At 51.4% G+C, this 17,011-nt stretch carries 17 protein-coding genes; 3 read left to right on the top strand and 14 right to left on the bottom strand.

Annotation, left to right across the window (positions count from 1 at the left end):
* Positions 1 to 96 precede the first annotated feature (96 nt).
* Entirely contained in the window at positions 97 to 1,257 is a 1,161-nt protein-coding gene (locus FDW88_RS09515; RefSeq protein ID WP_117342206.1) for a pyridoxal phosphate-dependent aminotransferase, read from the top strand.
* Here FDW88_RS09515 and FDW88_RS09510 read toward each other — a convergent pair whose 3' ends face one another.
* The 4 genes from FDW88_RS09510 to dsbG form a co-directional block, all read right to left on the bottom strand.
* The gene (locus tag FDW88_RS09510; protein WP_096757924.1) at positions 1,258 to 1,875 is read right to left on the bottom strand and encodes a ParB/RepB/Spo0J family partition protein; all 618 of its coding nucleotides are present in this window, start codon (positions 1,873 to 1,875) and stop codon (positions 1,258 to 1,260) included.
* Positions 1,860 to 3,083 carry a phosphoadenosine phosphosulfate reductase gene (locus FDW88_RS09505; RefSeq protein ID WP_137362442.1) on the bottom strand — a complete coding sequence of 408 codons (1,224 nt, stop codon included), beginning with the start codon at positions 3,081 to 3,083 and terminating at the stop codon, positions 1,860 to 1,862. The genes FDW88_RS09510 and FDW88_RS09505 overlap by 16 nt, the downstream gene beginning before the upstream one ends.
* Positions 3,084 to 3,248: 165 nt before the next feature.
* On the bottom strand, positions 3,249 to 4,154 hold the full coding sequence (locus FDW88_RS09500) for a LysR family transcriptional regulator (protein WP_137362441.1): 906 nt from the start codon (positions 4,152 to 4,154) through the stop codon (positions 3,249 to 3,251).
* Positions 4,155 to 4,358: 204 nt separating this feature from the next.
* A complete protein-coding gene (gene dsbG, locus FDW88_RS09495; protein ID WP_137362440.1) occupies positions 4,359 to 5,105 on the bottom strand; it encodes a thiol:disulfide interchange protein DsbG in 747 nt (248 codons plus the stop codon).
* A 371-nt stretch (positions 5,106 to 5,476) separates the two neighbouring features.
* Here dsbG and ahpC point away from each other — a divergent pair, with 371 nt between their 5' ends.
* The gene (gene ahpC, locus FDW88_RS09490) at positions 5,477 to 6,040 is read left to right on the top strand and encodes an alkyl hydroperoxide reductase subunit C (RefSeq protein ID WP_115259117.1); all 564 of its coding nucleotides are present in this window, start codon (positions 5,477 to 5,479) and stop codon (positions 6,038 to 6,040) included.
* A gap of 241 nt (positions 6,041 to 6,281) precedes the next feature.
* Positions 6,282 to 7,847, top strand: coding sequence for an alkyl hydroperoxide reductase subunit F (ahpF, locus tag FDW88_RS09485; RefSeq protein ID WP_137362439.1), 1,566 nt, complete (start codon positions 6,282 to 6,284; stop codon positions 7,845 to 7,847).
* Positions 7,848 to 7,963: 116 nt separating this feature from the next.
* On the opposite strand, the gene uspG is transcribed toward ahpF, so the two are convergent.
* The 10 genes from uspG to citC all read right to left on the bottom strand — a co-directional run bounded on the left by uspG (position 7,964) and on the right by citC (position 16,813).
* A complete protein-coding gene (gene uspG, locus FDW88_RS09480; protein WP_096757918.1) occupies positions 7,964 to 8,392 on the bottom strand; it encodes a universal stress protein UspG in 429 nt (142 codons plus the stop codon).
* A gap of 198 nt (positions 8,393 to 8,590) precedes the next feature.
* Complete coding sequence (gene rnk / locus FDW88_RS09475; RefSeq protein WP_003022104.1) at positions 8,591 to 9,001, bottom strand: nucleoside diphosphate kinase regulator; 411 nt, start codon at positions 8,999 to 9,001, stop codon at positions 8,591 to 8,593.
* Positions 9,002 to 9,147: 146 nt separating this feature from the next.
* Complete coding sequence (rna, locus tag FDW88_RS09470) at positions 9,148 to 9,954, bottom strand: ribonuclease I (RefSeq protein WP_137362438.1); 807 nt, start codon at positions 9,952 to 9,954, stop codon at positions 9,148 to 9,150.
* 123 nt (positions 9,955 to 10,077) lie between these two features.
* On the bottom strand, positions 10,078 to 11,541 hold the full coding sequence (citT, locus tag FDW88_RS09465; protein WP_115259113.1) for a citrate/succinate antiporter CitT: 1,464 nt from the start codon (positions 11,539 to 11,541) through the stop codon (positions 10,078 to 10,080).
* Between the two features lie 23 nt (positions 11,542 to 11,564).
* A complete protein-coding gene (gene citG / locus FDW88_RS09460) occupies positions 11,565 to 12,470 on the bottom strand; it encodes a triphosphoribosyl-dephospho-CoA synthase CitG (protein WP_115259112.1) in 906 nt (301 codons plus the stop codon).
* Entirely contained in the window at positions 12,442 to 12,993 is a 552-nt protein-coding gene (gene citX / locus FDW88_RS09455; RefSeq protein WP_137362437.1) for a citrate lyase holo-[acyl-carrier protein] synthase, read from the bottom strand. The genes citG and citX overlap by 29 nt, the downstream gene beginning before the upstream one ends.
* A gap of 3 nt (positions 12,994 to 12,996) precedes the next feature.
* Positions 12,997 to 14,529 carry a citrate lyase subunit alpha gene (citF, locus tag FDW88_RS09450; RefSeq protein ID WP_137362436.1) on the bottom strand — a complete coding sequence of 511 codons (1,533 nt, stop codon included), beginning with the start codon at positions 14,527 to 14,529 and terminating at the stop codon, positions 12,997 to 12,999.
* A 9-nt stretch (positions 14,530 to 14,538) separates the two neighbouring features.
* Positions 14,539 to 15,447 carry an aldolase/citrate lyase family protein gene (locus FDW88_RS09445; protein ID WP_096757912.1) on the bottom strand — a complete coding sequence of 303 codons (909 nt, stop codon included), beginning with the start codon at positions 15,445 to 15,447 and terminating at the stop codon, positions 14,539 to 14,541.
* Positions 15,444 to 15,740, bottom strand: a complete 297-nt coding sequence (citD, locus tag FDW88_RS09440; RefSeq protein WP_096757911.1) for a citrate lyase acyl carrier protein — start codon at positions 15,738 to 15,740, stop codon at positions 15,444 to 15,446. The genes FDW88_RS09445 and citD overlap by 4 nt, the downstream gene beginning before the upstream one ends.
* On the bottom strand, positions 15,737 to 16,813 hold the full coding sequence (gene citC, locus FDW88_RS09435) for a [citrate (pro-3S)-lyase] ligase (protein WP_115259108.1): 1,077 nt from the start codon (positions 16,811 to 16,813) through the stop codon (positions 15,737 to 15,739). The genes citD and citC overlap by 4 nt, the downstream gene beginning before the upstream one ends.
* Between the last annotated feature and the right edge of the window lie 198 nt (positions 16,814 to 17,011).

The following is a 17,011-nucleotide window of genomic DNA, read 5'->3' as shown; positions in this document are numbered from 1 at the left end:
TTATTTTTATATAGACGTCTAAACGTCTTGATTGCCAAATACTAACATCGTGTTATAGTGGCTTCAACCACAACATCACACGTCAGGATAACAATAATGAGTAATAACTCGCTGATTGTGCAAAGCAAACTCCCCAATTTAGGCACTACCATATTCTCGCAAATGAGCGCCCTGGCGCAGGAACATCAGGCGATTAACCTGTCGCAGGGATTCCCGGATTTTGACGGCCCACACTATCTGCAAGAACGCCTGGCGTACCATGTAGCGCAAGGGGCGAACCAATATGCCCCCATGACAGGTGTGCAGCCGCTGCGTGAAGCCATCGCCGACAAAACCGCCGAGTTATACGGCTATAAACCGGATGCTGACAGTGAGGTTACGGTGACGGCGGGAGCGACGGAAGCACTGTACTCGGCGATTACGGCCTTAGTGCGACCCGGCGATGAGGTGATTTGTTTTGACCCGAGCTATGACAGCTATGCGCCCGCGGTGGCGCTATCTGGCGGCGTGGTTAAACGTATCGCGCTGCAGCCGCCATCTTTTCGCGTGGACTGGCAGGCATTTACCGCGTTGTTGAGCGACAGGACCCGACTGGTGATCCTCAACACACCGCATAACCCCTCTGCCACCGTCTGGCAAAAAGCAGACTTTGATGCGCTGTGGCAGGCCATTAAAGCACGCGATATTTTTGTGGTAAGCGATGAAGTCTATGAACACATCTGCTTTGCCGCGCAAGGGCATGCCAGCGTGCTGGCACATCCGCAGCTGCGCGAGCGTGCGGTTGCGGTCTCATCATTCGGCAAAACCTACCATATGACCGGATGGAAGGTTGGGTATTGTGTGGCGCCAAAAAACATCAGCGTCGAATTACGTAAGGTACACCAGTATTTGACCTTCTCGGTCAATACGCCAGCGCAGTTGGCACTGGCGGATATGCTGCGGGCCGACCCAACGCATTACCGCGACCTGCCCGCGTTTTATCAGCGAAAACGTGATGTGCTGGTGAACGCACTCCGTGACAGTCGTTTGGACATTTTGCCCTGCGAAGGGACGTATTTTTTGCTGATCGATTACAGTGCCGTCTCGGATCTCGATGATGTGGCGTTTTGCCAGTGGCTGACCAAAGAGGTGGGGGTAGCAGCGATCCCTCTGTCAGTTTTTTGCGCCGATCCTTTCCCACACAAGTTGATTCGCCTGTGTTTTGCCAAGCAGGAATCGACGCTGTTGGCGGCAGCAGAACGCCTGGCCGCGCTGTAGTTACTTCACCGTCCAGGCTTTGGAGAATCGGCGGTCGGCGAACAATTCTTGCAGACCGTTGATTTGCTTGAGACGTAATACCTCATCACTGTCCATCCCGAGGTCTTTACCGATTTTTTCTTCACTCCAGCCGAGGAGTGATAATTCACGGACAATTTCAGACATGGCGTGGATTTGATGCCGTCCGCGAGCACGGTTGTGACGAATCGTTGCCGCCATGCGTTCATGGCGTTCACGCTGCAAGCAGGTGATGGGTAAATAACCTTTTAGTCGGGATCTCAGCGAGGGTTTGCTTTTGCCTAATTCATGTCGATGAAAACCATCAATGATTTCATATTCTTCTTCCGTTGAGTGAACCACAACGATGGGTTGGGTAAATCCATCCGCCTCGATGGATTTCAGCAGCAGTCTTTTCTCCGGCGGTGCCACGTTATTAGGGTTGTAGTCGTTAGGCGTAATATGATTTCCTTCGACCCATAACACACAATCTACCGGCTCTTCGCGAAAAGGACTGACGCTGTGGATGGCTATTCTGAATTCATTTATGGCCTCAATTCGCTCTTTTTCGGGGAGTTCAGAAAGAAAACCGAGGAGCTCCTGTGTTAATCGTTGTTGCATAAAATCCCCCATTCCTGACGTTTTTTTTTCATGCGTTCGTTATAGCGTTGGTAGCTTTTTGACTTTGTTGGACTAAAAGAAAGCGCCCGACACCAGTAATCATTATTCAACAGGACTTTGCAGATTCGCCGCCATGAGGGGATATCTCTGGACCCAATATCACCGTCTTGATTTTGCGGGATATCGGTCATACCTTTTTTCTTATACCACTGAATATAGACGGCGATTTTGTTGCGATAGTGCTCAGCTGTCTGTTCTGGCATGCTGTTTAGCAGCAGCATGGCGTACTCTTGCCAGCTTAAATGATCCGGTTTTAATATTTTCCGGTGTCCGTAAAAATGGTTGTCATGACCGGCATAAATACCCCCACTTTTAACGCCGCTCACGCGGGCGCACATGGCTGCCCATCGCTGCGGTTCAATAACGTGATAGAGCCAAAGGCCCTGGCGTTGTTCCGGGCCAAAGGGCTCGCAAATGCGCATGTATCGCGTCGGGACACCGGCCTGGTACATCAGGTTATACAAGGGGTTGCATGTCATATTGGTTTTAGCAAACCAGGTCCAGATATCGGCCGTTTTCCAATCATAGATGGGATAAATGTACCAGGTGTGCCCCCCGGGAGCAGCGGTCGTCCAGGGTTTATCATCGGCAAAGCGCTGTTTTTGCGAATTGGCAATAGCGACAAAACGATTATATGACTCGTCGGCGCGGATCCCGACCAGCATTGCGGCCGGCCGCTTTTCTGAAAACCAGTCAGCGAACTCGCGAACGAATTGTTCAAAGGTCATTCCGGTCTGATAGAAATGGAAGAACTCGGGATCGGTAATGGCATCTGCTGGCGGTTGGCGAACCCATTGCGTATTCGGCTCCCAGCACTGCCATTCCGGCTGAAATTGCGAGAGTGAATTTTGCGTGGTTAACGGCAAGGCGACCCAATAAAACCGTTCAATAACGTCGGAGTAATGTTCGCGCAATGCCTGCACATAGTCGATAGTGCAGGAAAACTGGGCCTCCCAGTCGATAAATAATACGTGAATTTTTTTATGCATCTGACGGGCCAGTGTGGCCGTCAGATGCAACATCACCCCTGAATCTTTGCCACCTGATAATGAAACACAAATGCGCGGCAGCGTTTCCAGCGTCCACGTAATGCGCTCCTGAGCGGCTTCAAGTACATTTTTACTTAGCGGTATTTTATAAACAGACATATCAAGCTCAGGTCGTAACTTTATTATTTTTATACATAATAAATGGTTGCAATAAGATATGCTAATTTACGTGTCATGCAACTTTTTTAAATATATTTACTTGATGTATGAGTTCTGTTGATTCATATCGCGCATGCATTGAATTAAAAAATGAACGATGTTGGCTCATTCGCTCGCGGGTATAATTCTTTTTATATATTCAGCAAAGCCGCTGTTGTTAAGTGAGGCGCGATTATACATCAGAAAAAGTTGGGCTGACGGTATCTTTATACCAATATCTATTTCTTTTAGATTGAAAATAGGTGCGTAGTGCTCGAAAATGACTCTGGGAATAATACCAACGATATCAGTGCTGGAAATGACGTTGGTAATTGAAATAAGAGAGTCGCTGCTAAACCCTATATTACGATTGGCCATAAATTCGTTAGTTTTTGACTGGTACTCTTTCATACCCAGTTCTTCAGAGAGAAGAGAGGTAAACTGTTCTTCCAGTACTTGTTTAAGGGTGCTTGAATCATTTATTCTGGGGTGGTTGCTACTGCAAACCAATACACCTTCGATGGTTTTGAACGGGGCGCAGATAATGGAACGATTGCGCACGGGTACAATAGTAGCGACCAGATCAGCTTTACGATAAGCCAATATGTTTTCAGCCGTTTCTGCTGACATTAATATATCATGATGTTCAATTTCGACATCGGCATCCTCTCTCAGATAATGAATTAACTCTCTTATATTAAAACCGGTAACAAGTTGTGGGCAGTAAATGACAAACTTCTTTTTCAGGCTGGAGCTATGCATGATATTTATCGTTTGCTCCAGATTGTTAAGATTTTGCTCAAGATGATGGTGCAGGTTAATGCCCGTCACCGTAGGTGTGATCCCTTTACCAGACCGAATAAATAGAGGGTCATTAAACTGTGTGCGTAGTCTTTGCAACGACTGACTTACGGCGGATGGCGTGATATACAGCGTTTCGGCGGCCTTACTGATACTCAAATGTTGATAAATACACTCAAAAATAACCAATAGGTTGAGATCGAATTTTTTAAGGTCATAGAGGTTAGCCATATGTATATTCTCATTGTTATTTTATGTGGAAATATTTCATTTTTATATATTTGAATTGCAAATTATTTCTTTTAAGAATCTTTTATGCGCTTAATGAATAATTAATTTAAACTAAAGTATCACAGTCAGTATTAATTTGACGAGAAGAAAATGCATCATGAGTGATTGAAATGAGAACGATAACAATCACTCATAATATTAGTTTTAGTTATTACCCATTATAATGTCCAGTTTTTCCTTATCCGGCAGCCCGACAGCCTGTTGTAATGTGTTGTCTTTGCTCATGTAGTAGATTGCCGGCGTGACGTTAGCGCCCAAGTCATCCATCAATTTTTGGTTGATATTCAATACCTTCATCTGCTCGGAAGGGGGCGTCTCTGGCATTTTCAGCGTGAGTTTACCGCCAGAGGCCTCATAGTCATGCCATGTTTTAGCCGGATCTTTGCTGGCCAGAATTGCTGCGGCGGTTGCCGGACTCTCGGGCTTGATTACGCCGACCAATAATGTCCGGAGTTGTACTTTTCCTGAATCAACCCATGGGCGCGCCTGTTGCCAAAATTGTTTGCAATATGGGCAGAAGGGATCGGCGAAAACATAGACAATAACCGGCGCGTCTTTTTTCCCGTCCAGAATCCACGACGCTTTTTCCATGCGCTGCCACATTTCACGGCCTGCAGGTGCATAGATTTCTTTTTCTATCAATGTATTACTGAGGTTTTCGCCTTTTTCATTATACATGTAGCCGGAAATGGCGTGTTTCCCGTCAGGCGTGACATAGATAGTCACTCCCATATCCTGGTATTTTCCCAGGTAACCTTTCATTCCACCTGGCGCGTCAAACGGCTTGAGGATGGTAATGCCCTGTTTTTCGATGGCTTTTACCGGGGCAGGGAGTTCTTCGGCGTGCACGACGGCAGGGAGCAAAGCGAAGAGTAATGTACGTTTAAACATTGATTTTCCTTATAAAATCAAAAGGAAAGGGGGCTGAATTGCAAAACCTATCACAGCCATAGGTAAGACCGACGGTCTGTCGATTGCCCTTTCTTGAGTGGGGTGATGTAATCCCAATCGCTGTTACAACCTTTGTTAAGGTAATGTAGAGCGCAACACTTAGCCAGTCTGCTGGCACTGAAGTTATCAGCGGGTAACTCGGGTAATGGGCTCCCTGCAAAGGGGGCCTTTTTACTTTTTGCTACGGTTTCACAACATTTTGTTGAGTCGGTTGTTAGTTAACGCTTATTGATTTGATAAAGGAAACGCATTAGCCCTGATGAAAGATTTTCGTTAACTTATCCCTCAACGAAAACACGGAGGAAGTACAGATGTCTTTGATTAATACCAAAATTAAACCTTTTAAAAACCAGGCGTTCAAAAACGGTGAGTTCATCGAAGTTACCGAGAAAGATATCGAAGGTCGTTGGAGTGTTTTCTTCTTCTACCCGGCTGATTTTACGTTCGTATGCCCGACTGAACTGGGCGACGTGGCAGACCATTACGAAGAACTGCAGAAGCTGGGCGTAGACGTTTACTCTGTATCTACCGATACCCACTTTACGCATAAAGCCTGGCACAGCAGCTCTGACACCATCGCCAAAATCAAATACGCGATGATCGGTGATCCGACTGGCGCCCTGACCCGTAACTTCGACAACATGCGTGAAGATGAAGGTCTGGCTGACCGTGCAACGTTCGTTGTTGACCCGCAGGGTATCATCCAGGCGATCGAAGTTACCGCTGAAGGTATCGGCCGCGATGCGTCTGACCTGCTGCGTAAAATTAAAGCCGCGCAGTATGTCGCTTCTCACCCTGGCGAAGTGTGCCCGGCTAAGTGGAAAGAGGGTGAAGCTACATTAGCGCCGTCCCTGGACCTGGTCGGTAAAATCTAAATTTTCGTCGTCTTTCACGTCATAGCCGTGTTGGCGTCACCTGCTTACCCCGGTCACTTACTTCTGTAAGCTCCCGGGGATTCTCAGGCTAGCCGCCTTGCTCTGACGCGAAATACTTAGGAAATTACGTCAGTCATGGGCGCAGGCGCGCCCATTTTATTCCAGCATCATGACGCAAGTTGCATTGATGCAGTCCCGTGAAATCGGCTTGCATGATGATGTTTTCAGAGAGGGAAGAACAATGCTCGACACAAATATGAAAACCCAGCTCAGGGCTTACCTTGAGAAACTGACCAAACCTGTTGAGCTGATTGCTACGCTGGATGACAGCGCTAAATCGGCAGAAATCAAGGGACTGCTAACTGAAATTGCTGAACTGTCAGAGAAAGTGACCTTTAAAGAAGACAACACGCTGGCAGTACGTAAGCCATCGTTTCTGATTACTAATCCAGGTTCTCACCAGGGACCGCGTTTTGCCGGTTCTCCACTGGGCCACGAGTTTACGTCTCTGGTTTTGGCGCTGCTGTGGACCGGTGGTCATCCGTCAAAAGAAGCGCAGTCTCTGCTGGAGCAGATCCGCGATCTCGATGGCGATTTTGAGTTTGAAACCTATTATTCACTGTCCTGCCACAACTGTCCTGACGTGGTGCAGGCGCTGAACCTGATGTCGGTGCTGAACCCGCGAATCAAGCATACGGCGATTGATGGCGGTACTTTCCAGAATGAGATTACCGATCGCAACGTGATGGGCGTTCCGGCCGTGTATATGAACGGCAAAGAGTTTGGTCAGGGGCGTATGACGCTGACGGAAATCGTAGCCAAAGTCGATACCGGTGCTGAGAAGCGCGCGGCAGAAGAGCTGAATAAACGTGATGCCTATGATGTGCTGATCGTCGGTTCGGGTCCTGCAGGGGCGGCGGCGGCAGTGTATTCCGCACGTAAAGGTATTCGTACCGGCTTGATGGGGGAACGCTTTGGCGGTCAGGTGCTGGATACCGTTGATATCGAAAACTATATCTCGGTGCCGAAAACCGAAGGTCAAAAACTGGCAGGCGCGCTGAAAGCACATGTTGATGACTATGATGTTGATGTGATTGATAGCCAGAGCGCCAGCAAGTTGGTTCCTGCTGCGCAGGAAGGCGGCTTGCACCAGATTGAAACGGCCTCCGGCGCGGTGCTAAAAGCACGCAGCATTATTATTGCCACCGGTGCCAAATGGCGCAACATGAACGTACCGGGCGAAGATAAGTATCGGACCAAAGGCGTAACCTATTGCCCGCACTGTGATGGCCCACTGTTTAAAGGCAAACGCGTGGCGGTGATTGGCGGCGGTAACTCGGGCGTTGAAGCGGCTATCGATCTGGCCGGTATAGTTGAACATGTGACGCTGCTTGAGTTTGCGCCGGAAATGAAGGCTGATCAGGTTCTGCAAAATAAAGTGCGTAGCCTGAAAAACGTCGACATTATTCTGAATGCGCAAACTACTGAAGTGAAGGGTGACGGTAGCAAGGTGACCGGTTTGGAATACCGCGATCGCGTCAGCGGCGACGTCCACAATGTGGAACTGGCGGGTATTTTTGTGCAGATTGGCCTGCTGCCAAACACCAACTGGCTGGAAGGCGCCGTTGAGCGTAATCGCATGGGCGAAATCATTATTGATGCCAAATGTGAAACCAGCGTGAAAGGGGTTTTCGCTGCGGGTGACTGCACCACCGTGCCGTACAAACAGATAATCATAGCTACCGGCGAAGGTGCAAAAGCATCACTGAGCGCCTTTGATTACCTGATTCGCTCCACCGTACAATAAGAAAGAAAGTAAGACTCACCTGCAAAAGAAGGAAAATGCCTGAGGTCGCAAACGCGTTTCAGGCTTACCGATTCGATGAAATAACATCGATGCCTACCGAAAGGTAGCCCCTTTTTTTAACGAACGACCAGCACCGGCAGGGTGGCGTGGCGGACTACGCTGGAGGCGTTAGAACCCAGCAGATGGGTGCTGATTGATGGGTTGCGCGATCCAATGACCACCACATCGGCGTTCAGCTCTTCGCCCAACTCGTTGACTACATCACGTACGCTACCAAAGCGAACGTGCTGTTTGATGCGAGAAGGATCAATACTGAAGTGACCGACCATCGTTTGCAGGCGGGTTTCCGCTTCGTGCTGCAGATGTTCCTCAAAACGGCGAACGTCAGCAGCAAAACGATGCAGGCTCAGGCTGGCGGAGCCAGGAAGCACATGCAGAAGATGGATAATCCCATTTTCCTGTGCCAGAAATTCTGCATGGCGAACAGCCTTGTCGCTCAGTTCCATTTCGAATACATCAACAGGCATTATGATTGTGTTGTACATAAACATTCTCCTTGTCATTACATGAACACATAACAGCATAGTATTAAAAATGATTCTGTCAGTCACGACACAGATTTATGTTTTGCGAGCAGGAAAGGGAAAGCAGCAATAATGTCAATGAGGGGCGGGGATATCATCGGAAAGAGGATGCGTAAGCATCCCCTGTAAGATAAAGCGAGTAGCTTTGCTATAACAGAGTTAGCGTAGGTAGTCGCCCGCAGCTTCAGGCTGGTACTCAAGTTCGATGACTTCGAGATGGGTTGATGTACCACCTGGCAGTTCCCAGTGGATCGTGTCGCCAACGCGCAGACCCAGCAGGGCAGCACCTACCGGGGCCATCACCGACAGTTGAGTACTGCTGTCGGTCATCGTGGCCGGATACACCAGGGTACGCACTCGGACTTCACCATCGCTCAGATTGCGGAATTTCACGCGGCTGTTCATGGTGACGACATCGTGCGGCATGGTTTCTGGAGAACACATTTGGGCGCGATCCAGCTCGGCGTTTAAGGCGTCAGCAATCGGTAAACCCGCAAACGCAGGTTGCTCCAACAGGCGGTCAATGCGCTCAGCATCGAGGTCGTTAATGATGATAGTTGGTCTGGACATTTATTACTCCATGTCGTCGATACTGCGGGTGCGCAGGTAAATAATCCCAAAAGAAAACCCTCACCGTCAGGCGGCAAGGGTTTAGCTTTTATGATGATACTGAGACTTACCCCAGGTTTGAAGTGATTTAGTTCACATTCAGGCGATCAATAACCGACTTTGTCGAGGATAAACTGCTTGCCGCAGTTTCCAGGATGCGCTTGCGGCAGGAACGATGCTGCGGAAAGCGGGGCATTAATGGTGGCTGCCTTGAGCGTAAACTGGATTTCAGTCAGGTAGGCCGGATTACCATGACAGCTTAACTTCACTGCCTTCACGCTTTCTTTACCCCAGGTTTTCGCGACGGCGGCGTCAAATGCGTTGCGGCTGACGGTTTGTCCGTAATTGTCGGCAATAAATTTGCCGAGTTCGGTATTTTTTATCTCGCTATTCATTCGCACCATAGTGCCAAAGTACGCGTCAGGATCGAAACCAAAACAGGCGCCGTGCTTGGCATATTCGTAACGTTCGAGACACGATGTTCCGCCAGCGCCGGGCATCACAGCGCTCAGTTTTGCGGCGCTTTCCAGCGAAATCCCCGTTTCTGGCGCGGCGCATTTGCGACTGGCACGAGCCTCCGGCAGGTTTGGTATAGGGCGCGTGGCGCAGCCAAAGCGCATCCACCTACGATTATCTACACCGCGGGCAGCAATCGATTTTGGCAGGCCAGGCCACAGACCGTGAACGGTCAGGAAATCTGCTTTATTTGCAGTTTCTTTTTGCAGGCGGCATTCGTCGGGTTCCTGACGATTACGTTCGTGTTGGCTCTGACAAAAACCGGTTTGCCAGGAGAGCGCCAGCACATAGCGATCAAAGTCACCGTACTGTTTTGCCTGAAGTTGTTCGGCCTGGGCCGCAGAAACCGGCAGCAGAAGTGCCGCCAGCAAAGAGCAATAACGCCGTGTCGATGTCATGATGAATTCGGATACTTATATAATTTCTGAATGTCATCTATTAAATCATAAAAAAAGCCGCTCAGGTTTAGCTGAGCGGCATCATTTTCGTTACGCGTTTTTGCTAAGGACTAAGAAGTACGATTAGCTCCACATTGCCAGAATCGGCCAGCCGACCAGCAGAAGCATGGCGATATAGATAACGCCGAAGATGGCGCCCAGACGCCAGTAGTCTTTGGACTTCACATAACCACAGCCGTAGATGATCACGCCAGGGCCGGTGGCATACGGTGTCAGACAACCCATGATACCGATGGACAGCACCAGCAGAATACACAGATGCTCCATTGGCACGCCCGGGATCCCTTTACCGACCGCCAGAATTACTGGCAGCATGGTCGCGGTATGCGCAGACAGGCTGGCAAACAGGTAGTGAGCAAAGTAGAACACCAGTACCAGCACGATCACAGTCGCGTTAGGTGAGAAGCCTTCCAGGTGTGAGCTCATGGTGTTAGCGAACCAGTCGATAAAACCGGAACGGGTTAAGCCGTTGGCCATTACCACCAGGGTGGCAAGGTTGACCAGCGTGTTCCATGCGCTGTTATAGCGGGTGATGTCTTTCCACGGTACTACGTGCAGAGCCAACATTAGAGAAACCGCCAGCAGACCCACGGCGGTGGCATCAATCAGCTTGCCGCCGAATACCCACAGACCCAGGCTCAGCAGCACCAGACCGATCAGGGTCATCTCTTTACGGGTCAGTTTACCCATGGTTTTCAGTTCGTCACCGGCCCATGCGGCAACTTCTGCACTGTGAGTGACTTCGGGTTTGTACAGAACGTAGGATAACCACGGCGCAACGATCAGCAAAATAATACCGACTGGCAGGAAGCTGAGGAACCATTGCAGCCAGCTGATCTGAATACCGGCAATTTTGTTAACGAATTCCAGACCCAGTACGTTTGGCGCAGCGCCGGTAACGAACATAGAGGAGCTCAGGCTGGTACTGATCACCATCATCCACATCAGATAACCGCCGATACGGCGAGCTGACGGATCGTTCGGGAATGATTTAAACAGCGGCGGCAGGTTCTTGATAACCGGGAAAACGGTACCACCGGTACGCGCGGTGTTCGACGGTGTAAATGGCGCCAGCAGGATGTCGATAATAACAATCGCATAGCCCAGTGTCAGGGTACGTTTCCCCATGAACTTCACCAGGAACAGCGCGATACGACGACCCAGACCGGTGACTTCATAACCCAGTGCGAAGATGAACGCACCAAACACCAACCAGACGGTGGTGCTGGAGAAGCCAGCCAGACCCCACTTCAGTGCCTGTTTGCCGGCGTGAAAGGTGGGGTCTGCCAGTTCTGTGGCATCAAACAGCAGGTAGTTGCTGCCGATAACGCAAATTGTCACGGCGATAAAGCTGATCGCTGTTGCCGGGATAGGCTCGAGGATCATACCGACAATCATGGCCACAAACACGGCAAAGTAGTGCCAGGCCTGCGGGGGCATTCCATCAGGGACGGGGATAAGAAACATGACACCCATGACGACCAGCGGGGCCAGTAACTTCCATATACTATCTTTTGATAAAGACATGAATGATTCTCCGGAAAGGATCTTTAATGGTGATAATGATGAACTTGTGAAATCTGAGCTAAGAACCAGGTGACAATCAGCAGATCGGCACAGCCCCCGGGACTGAGGTTGCGTTCAATGCACTGTTGATCGAACTGGTGCAGGTAATTGAGATCGGCGGGGGTGCGAATTCCCCCTTGCTGCAATAATGTGGCAGATTGCTGCTGTAACCAGCGCAGACCCTCAGCGCCACCGCGGGAAGCTACGTTGGTATCGCCGTTGATTGCCATAAGCAGCAGTAAGGTATCGAGCAATGCCAGTTCAGGATCGCGACCCTGAGACAGCAATGCGCGGTAGTGCGGTAACGCGTGGTGGATCACTAATGGATAGCCCGCTTCAGCTTCACCGCGAGCCCCGGTTAATCCCAGTTGTTGATACAGACGTTGGCCAGCCGTGAGTTGTTGATTGTTCTGGCGCAGTTCGCGCTCGGTCAGGCCGCGGCAAAAGGCTGCTGCTGTAGAGCAAATGGTTTCAGGTGTGACGGTCTGGCTGAGCTGGTGCAGGCGACCAATGGCGGCGCACAGCAATCCCAGCGAAAAGATACTGCCTTTATGGGTGTTCACCCCGGCAGTGGCGCGAAACATCTCGGCCTCGCAGGCCATCCCCACCGGACGCAGTCCTTTCAGCACATCTTCAGGTACCAGTTGCGCGCTGAAGGCCCCGTATTCGACGAAACGCGGCAGCCAGGCGTGAATCGCCTCGGCGCTGCGGTGAAAGTCATCCAGCGCCATGTCTTTGTGCGCGCCGTTGTTAATACGATCCACCAGACCGGGTTTGGGAGACAGGTTGACTTCCGTCAGCATGGCACGCCACGCGAGCGTCGCGTACGCTTCTGGTAAATCCTGAGGAAGAACGGCGGATTTAGTCGATGTTGCGGGAATCGGCATCATGCAGCAGTTCCTCCATGCGAATAAGTAACTCGGAAAGCGTGTGGCTTTTACCCCGCGCGCAGTCGGCTGCGCTTTGCTCGCACAGCAGGCAGCGGCGTGCAGGGAGCGTGAAATGACGGCGAGACAGGATTTCTCCTTCCGGAGTCAGGACATCGAGGTCCCATAACCGTCCCAGCGGGTGTGAATGCTCAAGCTCTATGGTGGCGAGCTTGAGGTCGTGTGCCGGGGCCTCTATAGACAACAGACCTTCCGGCCCGCTGGCAGAAACCCGCGCATTTTGCTCCCTGACAACCCAGCCCGATTGTTCCGCCAGCGTGAGCAGGGCAGTGATACCGTGATTAAAAATGCGACGAGTGAGTTCGCTGTCTTTAATCGGACCCGGTGCGACCACGGTAAAAGAGACCAGTGGCACGCAGTGGCGGGTGAGCCAGGCATGCTGCCGTGCTTGTCTCTCATCGCGGCTGGCGAGCAGCTCGGGAATAGAAACCGCGTGGCAGGTGGCATGTTCAGGGAGCAGGTGCATGGCTTATTCCTTCACCTGATGCACAACATCAATCACTGAACCGTCGCGGTAACGCACAACGGCAATCACCCGGTCGGTGAATTCGATGGCGCGTGGCTGACCGGTAAGCTGCTGTGCACGCTCGCGCAGCCAGTCGATGGAGACCACTTTCATCCCCGCTTCCTGCAAACGTTCAGCCAGTTCAGGACGTGCAGGGTTGACGGCGATACCGTGGTCAGTGACCAGGATGTCAATGCTGGAGCCAGGGGTGACGCAGGTCAGCACGTTATCAACCAGCGTCGGGATGCGACCGCGAACCAATGGGGCGACGATAATCGACAGCGCAGCACCGACAGCGGTATCGCAGTGGCCACCGGATGCGCCGCGCAGCACACCGTCGGAGCCGGTCAGCACGTTGACGTTGAAGTTCGTATCCACTTCCAGTGCGCTCAGCACTACGACATCCAGACGGTCAACCGATGCGCCTTTCGAACCCCAGTTAGCGTACTGGTTAGCGCTGATCTCAATATGGTTTGGATTGCGGGCCAGGGATTTTGCGGCGGCACTGTCGAAGCTCTGTACATCCAGCAGTTTGCGGATTAACCCTTTTTCATGCAGGTCAACGATGGTGGCAGTGATGCCGCCCAGTGCGAAGTCGGCGCGGATGTCGCGGCTGCGCATTTTGTCTTCCAGGAAGCGGGTTACGGCCAGCGAGGCGCCACCGGTACCGGTCTGCAAAGAGAAGCCCTCATTGAAGTAGCCGGAGTTGGCAATCACCTCTGCCGCGCTGCGAGCGATCAGCAGCTCACGCGGGTTGGTCGTCATGCGGGTTGCATCGGCGCCAATTTTGTCCGCATCACCGACCTGCTCGATCTGCACGATCAGATCCACCTGATCCTGGGTGATACTGGCCGGATTATGCGGGTAGCTCAGCAGTTGTTCGGTCAGCAGGACCACCTGTTTAGCGTTATCGGCATCGACACGGGCGTAGCCGAGTGAGCCACAGCAGGCTTTACCGGTGTAGCCGTTAGCATTACCAAACTGGTCGCAGGACGGTACGCCGAGGAAGGCTACGTCAATGCTTAACTCACCGCTTTGCACCAGGTGTACGCGACCGCCGTGAGAGTGGACCTGCACAGGTTCAGCCAGTAAACCGCGGGAGATCTCTTCCGCCAGCGGACCACGCAGACCGGAAGTATAAATGCGGCTGACGACGCCCTGACGAATGTGTTCCACCAGCGGAGCGTGACAGTCGCTCAGGGAGCTGGACGCCAGCGTCAGGTTTTTAAAGCCCATGGCGGCAATGGTATCCATCACCAGGTTAATGGTCAGGTCGCCACCGCGGAAGGCGTGGTGGAAAGAGATGGTCATTCCATCCTGTAAACCTGAACGGCGAATAGCGTCTTCCAGGTTAGCGCACAGTTTTTTGTCGCGGGGTTTTTGCGCCTGTAACGCGACTTTTGCGCTGCTGTGGAAAGCGGAAAGGTCGCTTTCAGCATGACGGCTCCAGGTCGCCACGCGATCCTGTCGTTGAGACTGTTCGATTTTCTGCGTCATTTTTTTGCCTTATTCTTCGCGAATGCCGGAAAGTTCTGCACGGGAGATAACCAGAAGGGCGCGCTCGATAACCGGGCTGTCGACCATCTTGCCGTTCAGGGAGACAACGCCACGGCCTTCGCGAGCGGCGGCTTCAGCGGCTTCTACAACCAGACGGGCGTGCGCCAGTTCTTTGCGCGTTGGCGCATACAGGTTGTGCAGGAGTTCGATCTGGCGCGGGTTGATGAGCGATTTACCGTCAAAACCCAGTTGCTTGATGTGTGCGGCTTCATGCAGGAAACCGGCTTCGTTATTGGCATCGGAATAAACGGTGTCAAATGCCTGAATGCCCGCAGAGCGTGCCGCCTGCAAAATAGAGCAGCGGGCAAACAGCAGTTCGGTGCCTTCCGGCGAACGCTCGGTGCGCAGGTTACGCACGTAATCTTCTGCACCCAGGGCAATACCGATCAGACGTTCAGAGGCGTGAGCGATTTCAACGGCGCGGGTGATGCCCAGCGGTGATTCAATAGCAGCGAGCAGACCGGTGCTGCCAGGTTCGCGACCGCAGGCGTTTTCGATACGCAGAATTTCGCTTTCGATGTCGATAACATCCTGTGCAGTATCCGTTTTAGGTAAACGCACGATGTCAGCGCCACCGCGAACGACCGCTTCGAGGTCATTGATACCCCATTCAGAATCGAGGGCATTTACGCGAACAATGGTTTCAACGTCGTGATACAGCGGGTGCTGCAGCGCGTGGTACACCAGACGACGCGCGGTATCTTTCTCGCGCAGTGCGACGGAGTCTTCCAGGTCGAACATCAGCGCATCTGCCGGGTAGATAAACGAGTTGCTGATCATTGCGGCATTGGCGCCCGGTACGAACAACATGCTACGGCGTGTGCGGGATTTACGTTGTTGCAAAGATTCAGAAATCACTGGCAATCCTCCCATGGCAGTGCCGGAATGCCGCTGGCGCGGGCCAGTAATGCTTCCAGTCGCGCACGTAAAATGCAGTCCAGTGCGCCTTTATCATCAACATTTAATTGCACGCCGCGTACGTTGTAGCGGGACAGAACGTCGAGGATGGTGGTGCGAATGGCATCACCAAATTGTTTTTCAACGCTACTGTTAACCTGCAGGTCGATATCCTGCGTATCGAGCGGGGCGATGCGAATCATCACATCACCGGACTCGAGAGTGCCTGCGACGGCTGCCTGCTTTATTTTCATTTTTCACCTGTTGCTAATGCGGGGGTATTTTGGCGGACTACCGCACCTGGCGAGGTTCTCTCAAGCATGTTTTGCAGGTAGTGCAACGTGGCTTCAGGAACCAGAGGGGCGATAGCCGTGAGATCTTTTTTAACCAGCAGCTTGCGTACCCAGGAGGCGGAAATCGGCATCTCCTGGAAGCACAGCCGCTCAATTTCCACCAGTTCAATCGGTGGGGCGGGGAGCGTTGGGGTCTCCAGCCAGTAGCGCATGTCGTTGTTGTACTGGGAGGTGACGGTGCAATACGGTTCGGTACCGACGAAGCGGTGCGTGACGCCAAGTGCCGGGGCCAGATACTGGCGGAAGATTTTCAGGTCTATTTCGGTGTAGCAGTGGTTAATGACGCTCTGCTCTTTAATGAAGTAGCACGGGAACGTGGCGCGAGAAATGATGTATTCCGATCCGCGATGCACGGTTAAATGCGGAATATCTTTTGTTCCCTTAAGTACCAGATCCAGACGGTCTTCATACGGAAAGCGTGAGGTGTCTTCTTTTACCAGAAACAGATGTAGCCAGTCGCACTGTGCCGCTGCCTGTTGGATCAGAAAACGATGACCGTTGGTAAAAGGGTTGGCGTTCATGACGATACAGCCAATTTTTTTTCCTTCGCGACGCTGTTTTGTCAGCGATTCGGCGTAACGCTTCAGACGCGTGGTGCTGTTTTCCATCAGCACCATAATGCCCGGTACGCTGGTCAGCGTAGAGAAGCCACACTGCTTAAACAGCGCTTCGTATTCGGTTTTGGTATAGATGAAGAGGTGCGTACAGTGGCGTTCATACGCGAGATTGATCAGCTCAGTGGCGAGCGTCAGGGCTAAGCCTTCGCCGCGCACGGTTTCGCTGATAGCCACGCATTTAATGATATTTCCGGCAATACCGCCGCAGGCAATCAGGCGGTCATCACGGGTGACGGTGATAAATATTTCAACGGTCGTATCCACGCTCAAATCATTCTCTTTCAGAAATTGAGCGATAGCCGCCATCTTTTTATTTTCTGAGCGCTTCACGTGCGAGAATATATTATTACCGAACATAGTAAAAAGTGTCCTGATGGTATATTTGTTACTGGCTTTTAGGTTTTGTTGCCAGGGTTAGCAACCTGATAACGTTTTGTTTGCAAATGAAGGGAAGGTTTTTTTATTACGGAGTATTTCTTTTTTTCCCTACTGCATACATCGTAAGGGGTATTTTAGAGGTAAATTTTGATTTATTTCACAATACGTTAGAAGGTT

This window comes from Citrobacter sp. wls829 (genome assembly GCF_005280825.1).
GTDB lineage: Bacteria > Pseudomonadota > Gammaproteobacteria > Enterobacterales > Enterobacteriaceae > Citrobacter > Citrobacter gillenii.
Note: the sequence above shows the minus strand (reverse complement) of the source record. Positions and strands in the feature narration are given on the sequence as shown.

Excerpts from the sequence above, each read along its gene's own strand:
- uspG (WP_096757918.1), bottom strand. The coding sequence starts at position 8,392 with ATGTACAACACAATCATAATGCCTGTTGATGTATTCGAAATGGAACTG.
- rnk (WP_003022104.1), bottom strand. The coding sequence starts at position 9,001 with ATGTCCAGACCAACTATCATCATTAACGACCTCGATGCTGAGCGCATT.
- dsbG (WP_137362440.1), bottom strand. The coding sequence starts at position 5,105 with ATGTTTAAACGTACATTACTCTTCGCTTTGCTCCCTGCCGTCGTGCAC.
- FDW88_RS09505 (WP_137362442.1), bottom strand. The coding sequence starts at position 3,083 with ATGTCTGTTTATAAAATACCGCTAAGTAAAAATGTACTTGAAGCCGCT.
- citC (WP_115259108.1), bottom strand. The coding sequence starts at position 16,813 with ATGTTCGGTAATAATATATTCTCGCACGTGAAGCGCTCAGAAAATAAA.
- citD (WP_096757911.1), bottom strand. The coding sequence starts at position 15,740 with ATGAAAATAAAGCAGGCAGCCGTCGCAGGCACTCTCGAGTCCGGTGAT.
- FDW88_RS09510 (WP_096757924.1), bottom strand. The coding sequence starts at position 1,875 with ATGCAACAACGATTAACACAGGAGCTCCTCGGTTTTCTTTCTGAACTC.
- citF (WP_137362436.1), bottom strand. The coding sequence starts at position 14,529 with ATGACGCAGAAAATCGAACAGTCTCAACGACAGGATCGCGTGGCGACC.
- ahpF (WP_137362439.1), top strand. The coding sequence starts at position 6,282 with ATGCTCGACACAAATATGAAAACCCAGCTCAGGGCTTACCTTGAGAAA.
- citG (WP_115259112.1), bottom strand. The coding sequence starts at position 12,470 with ATGATGCCGATTCCCGCAACATCGACTAAATCCGCCGTTCTTCCTCAG.
- FDW88_RS09515 (WP_117342206.1), top strand. The coding sequence starts at position 97 with ATGAGTAATAACTCGCTGATTGTGCAAAGCAAACTCCCCAATTTAGGC.
- citX (WP_137362437.1), bottom strand. The coding sequence starts at position 12,993 with ATGCACCTGCTCCCTGAACATGCCACCTGCCACGCGGTTTCTATTCCC.
- FDW88_RS09500 (WP_137362441.1), bottom strand. The coding sequence starts at position 4,154 with ATGGCTAACCTCTATGACCTTAAAAAATTCGATCTCAACCTATTGGTT.
- rna (WP_137362438.1), bottom strand. The coding sequence starts at position 9,954 with ATGACATCGACACGGCGTTATTGCTCTTTGCTGGCGGCACTTCTGCTG.
- ahpC (WP_115259117.1), top strand. The coding sequence starts at position 5,477 with ATGTCTTTGATTAATACCAAAATTAAACCTTTTAAAAACCAGGCGTTC.
- citT (WP_115259113.1), bottom strand. The coding sequence starts at position 11,541 with ATGTCTTTATCAAAAGATAGTATATGGAAGTTACTGGCCCCGCTGGTC.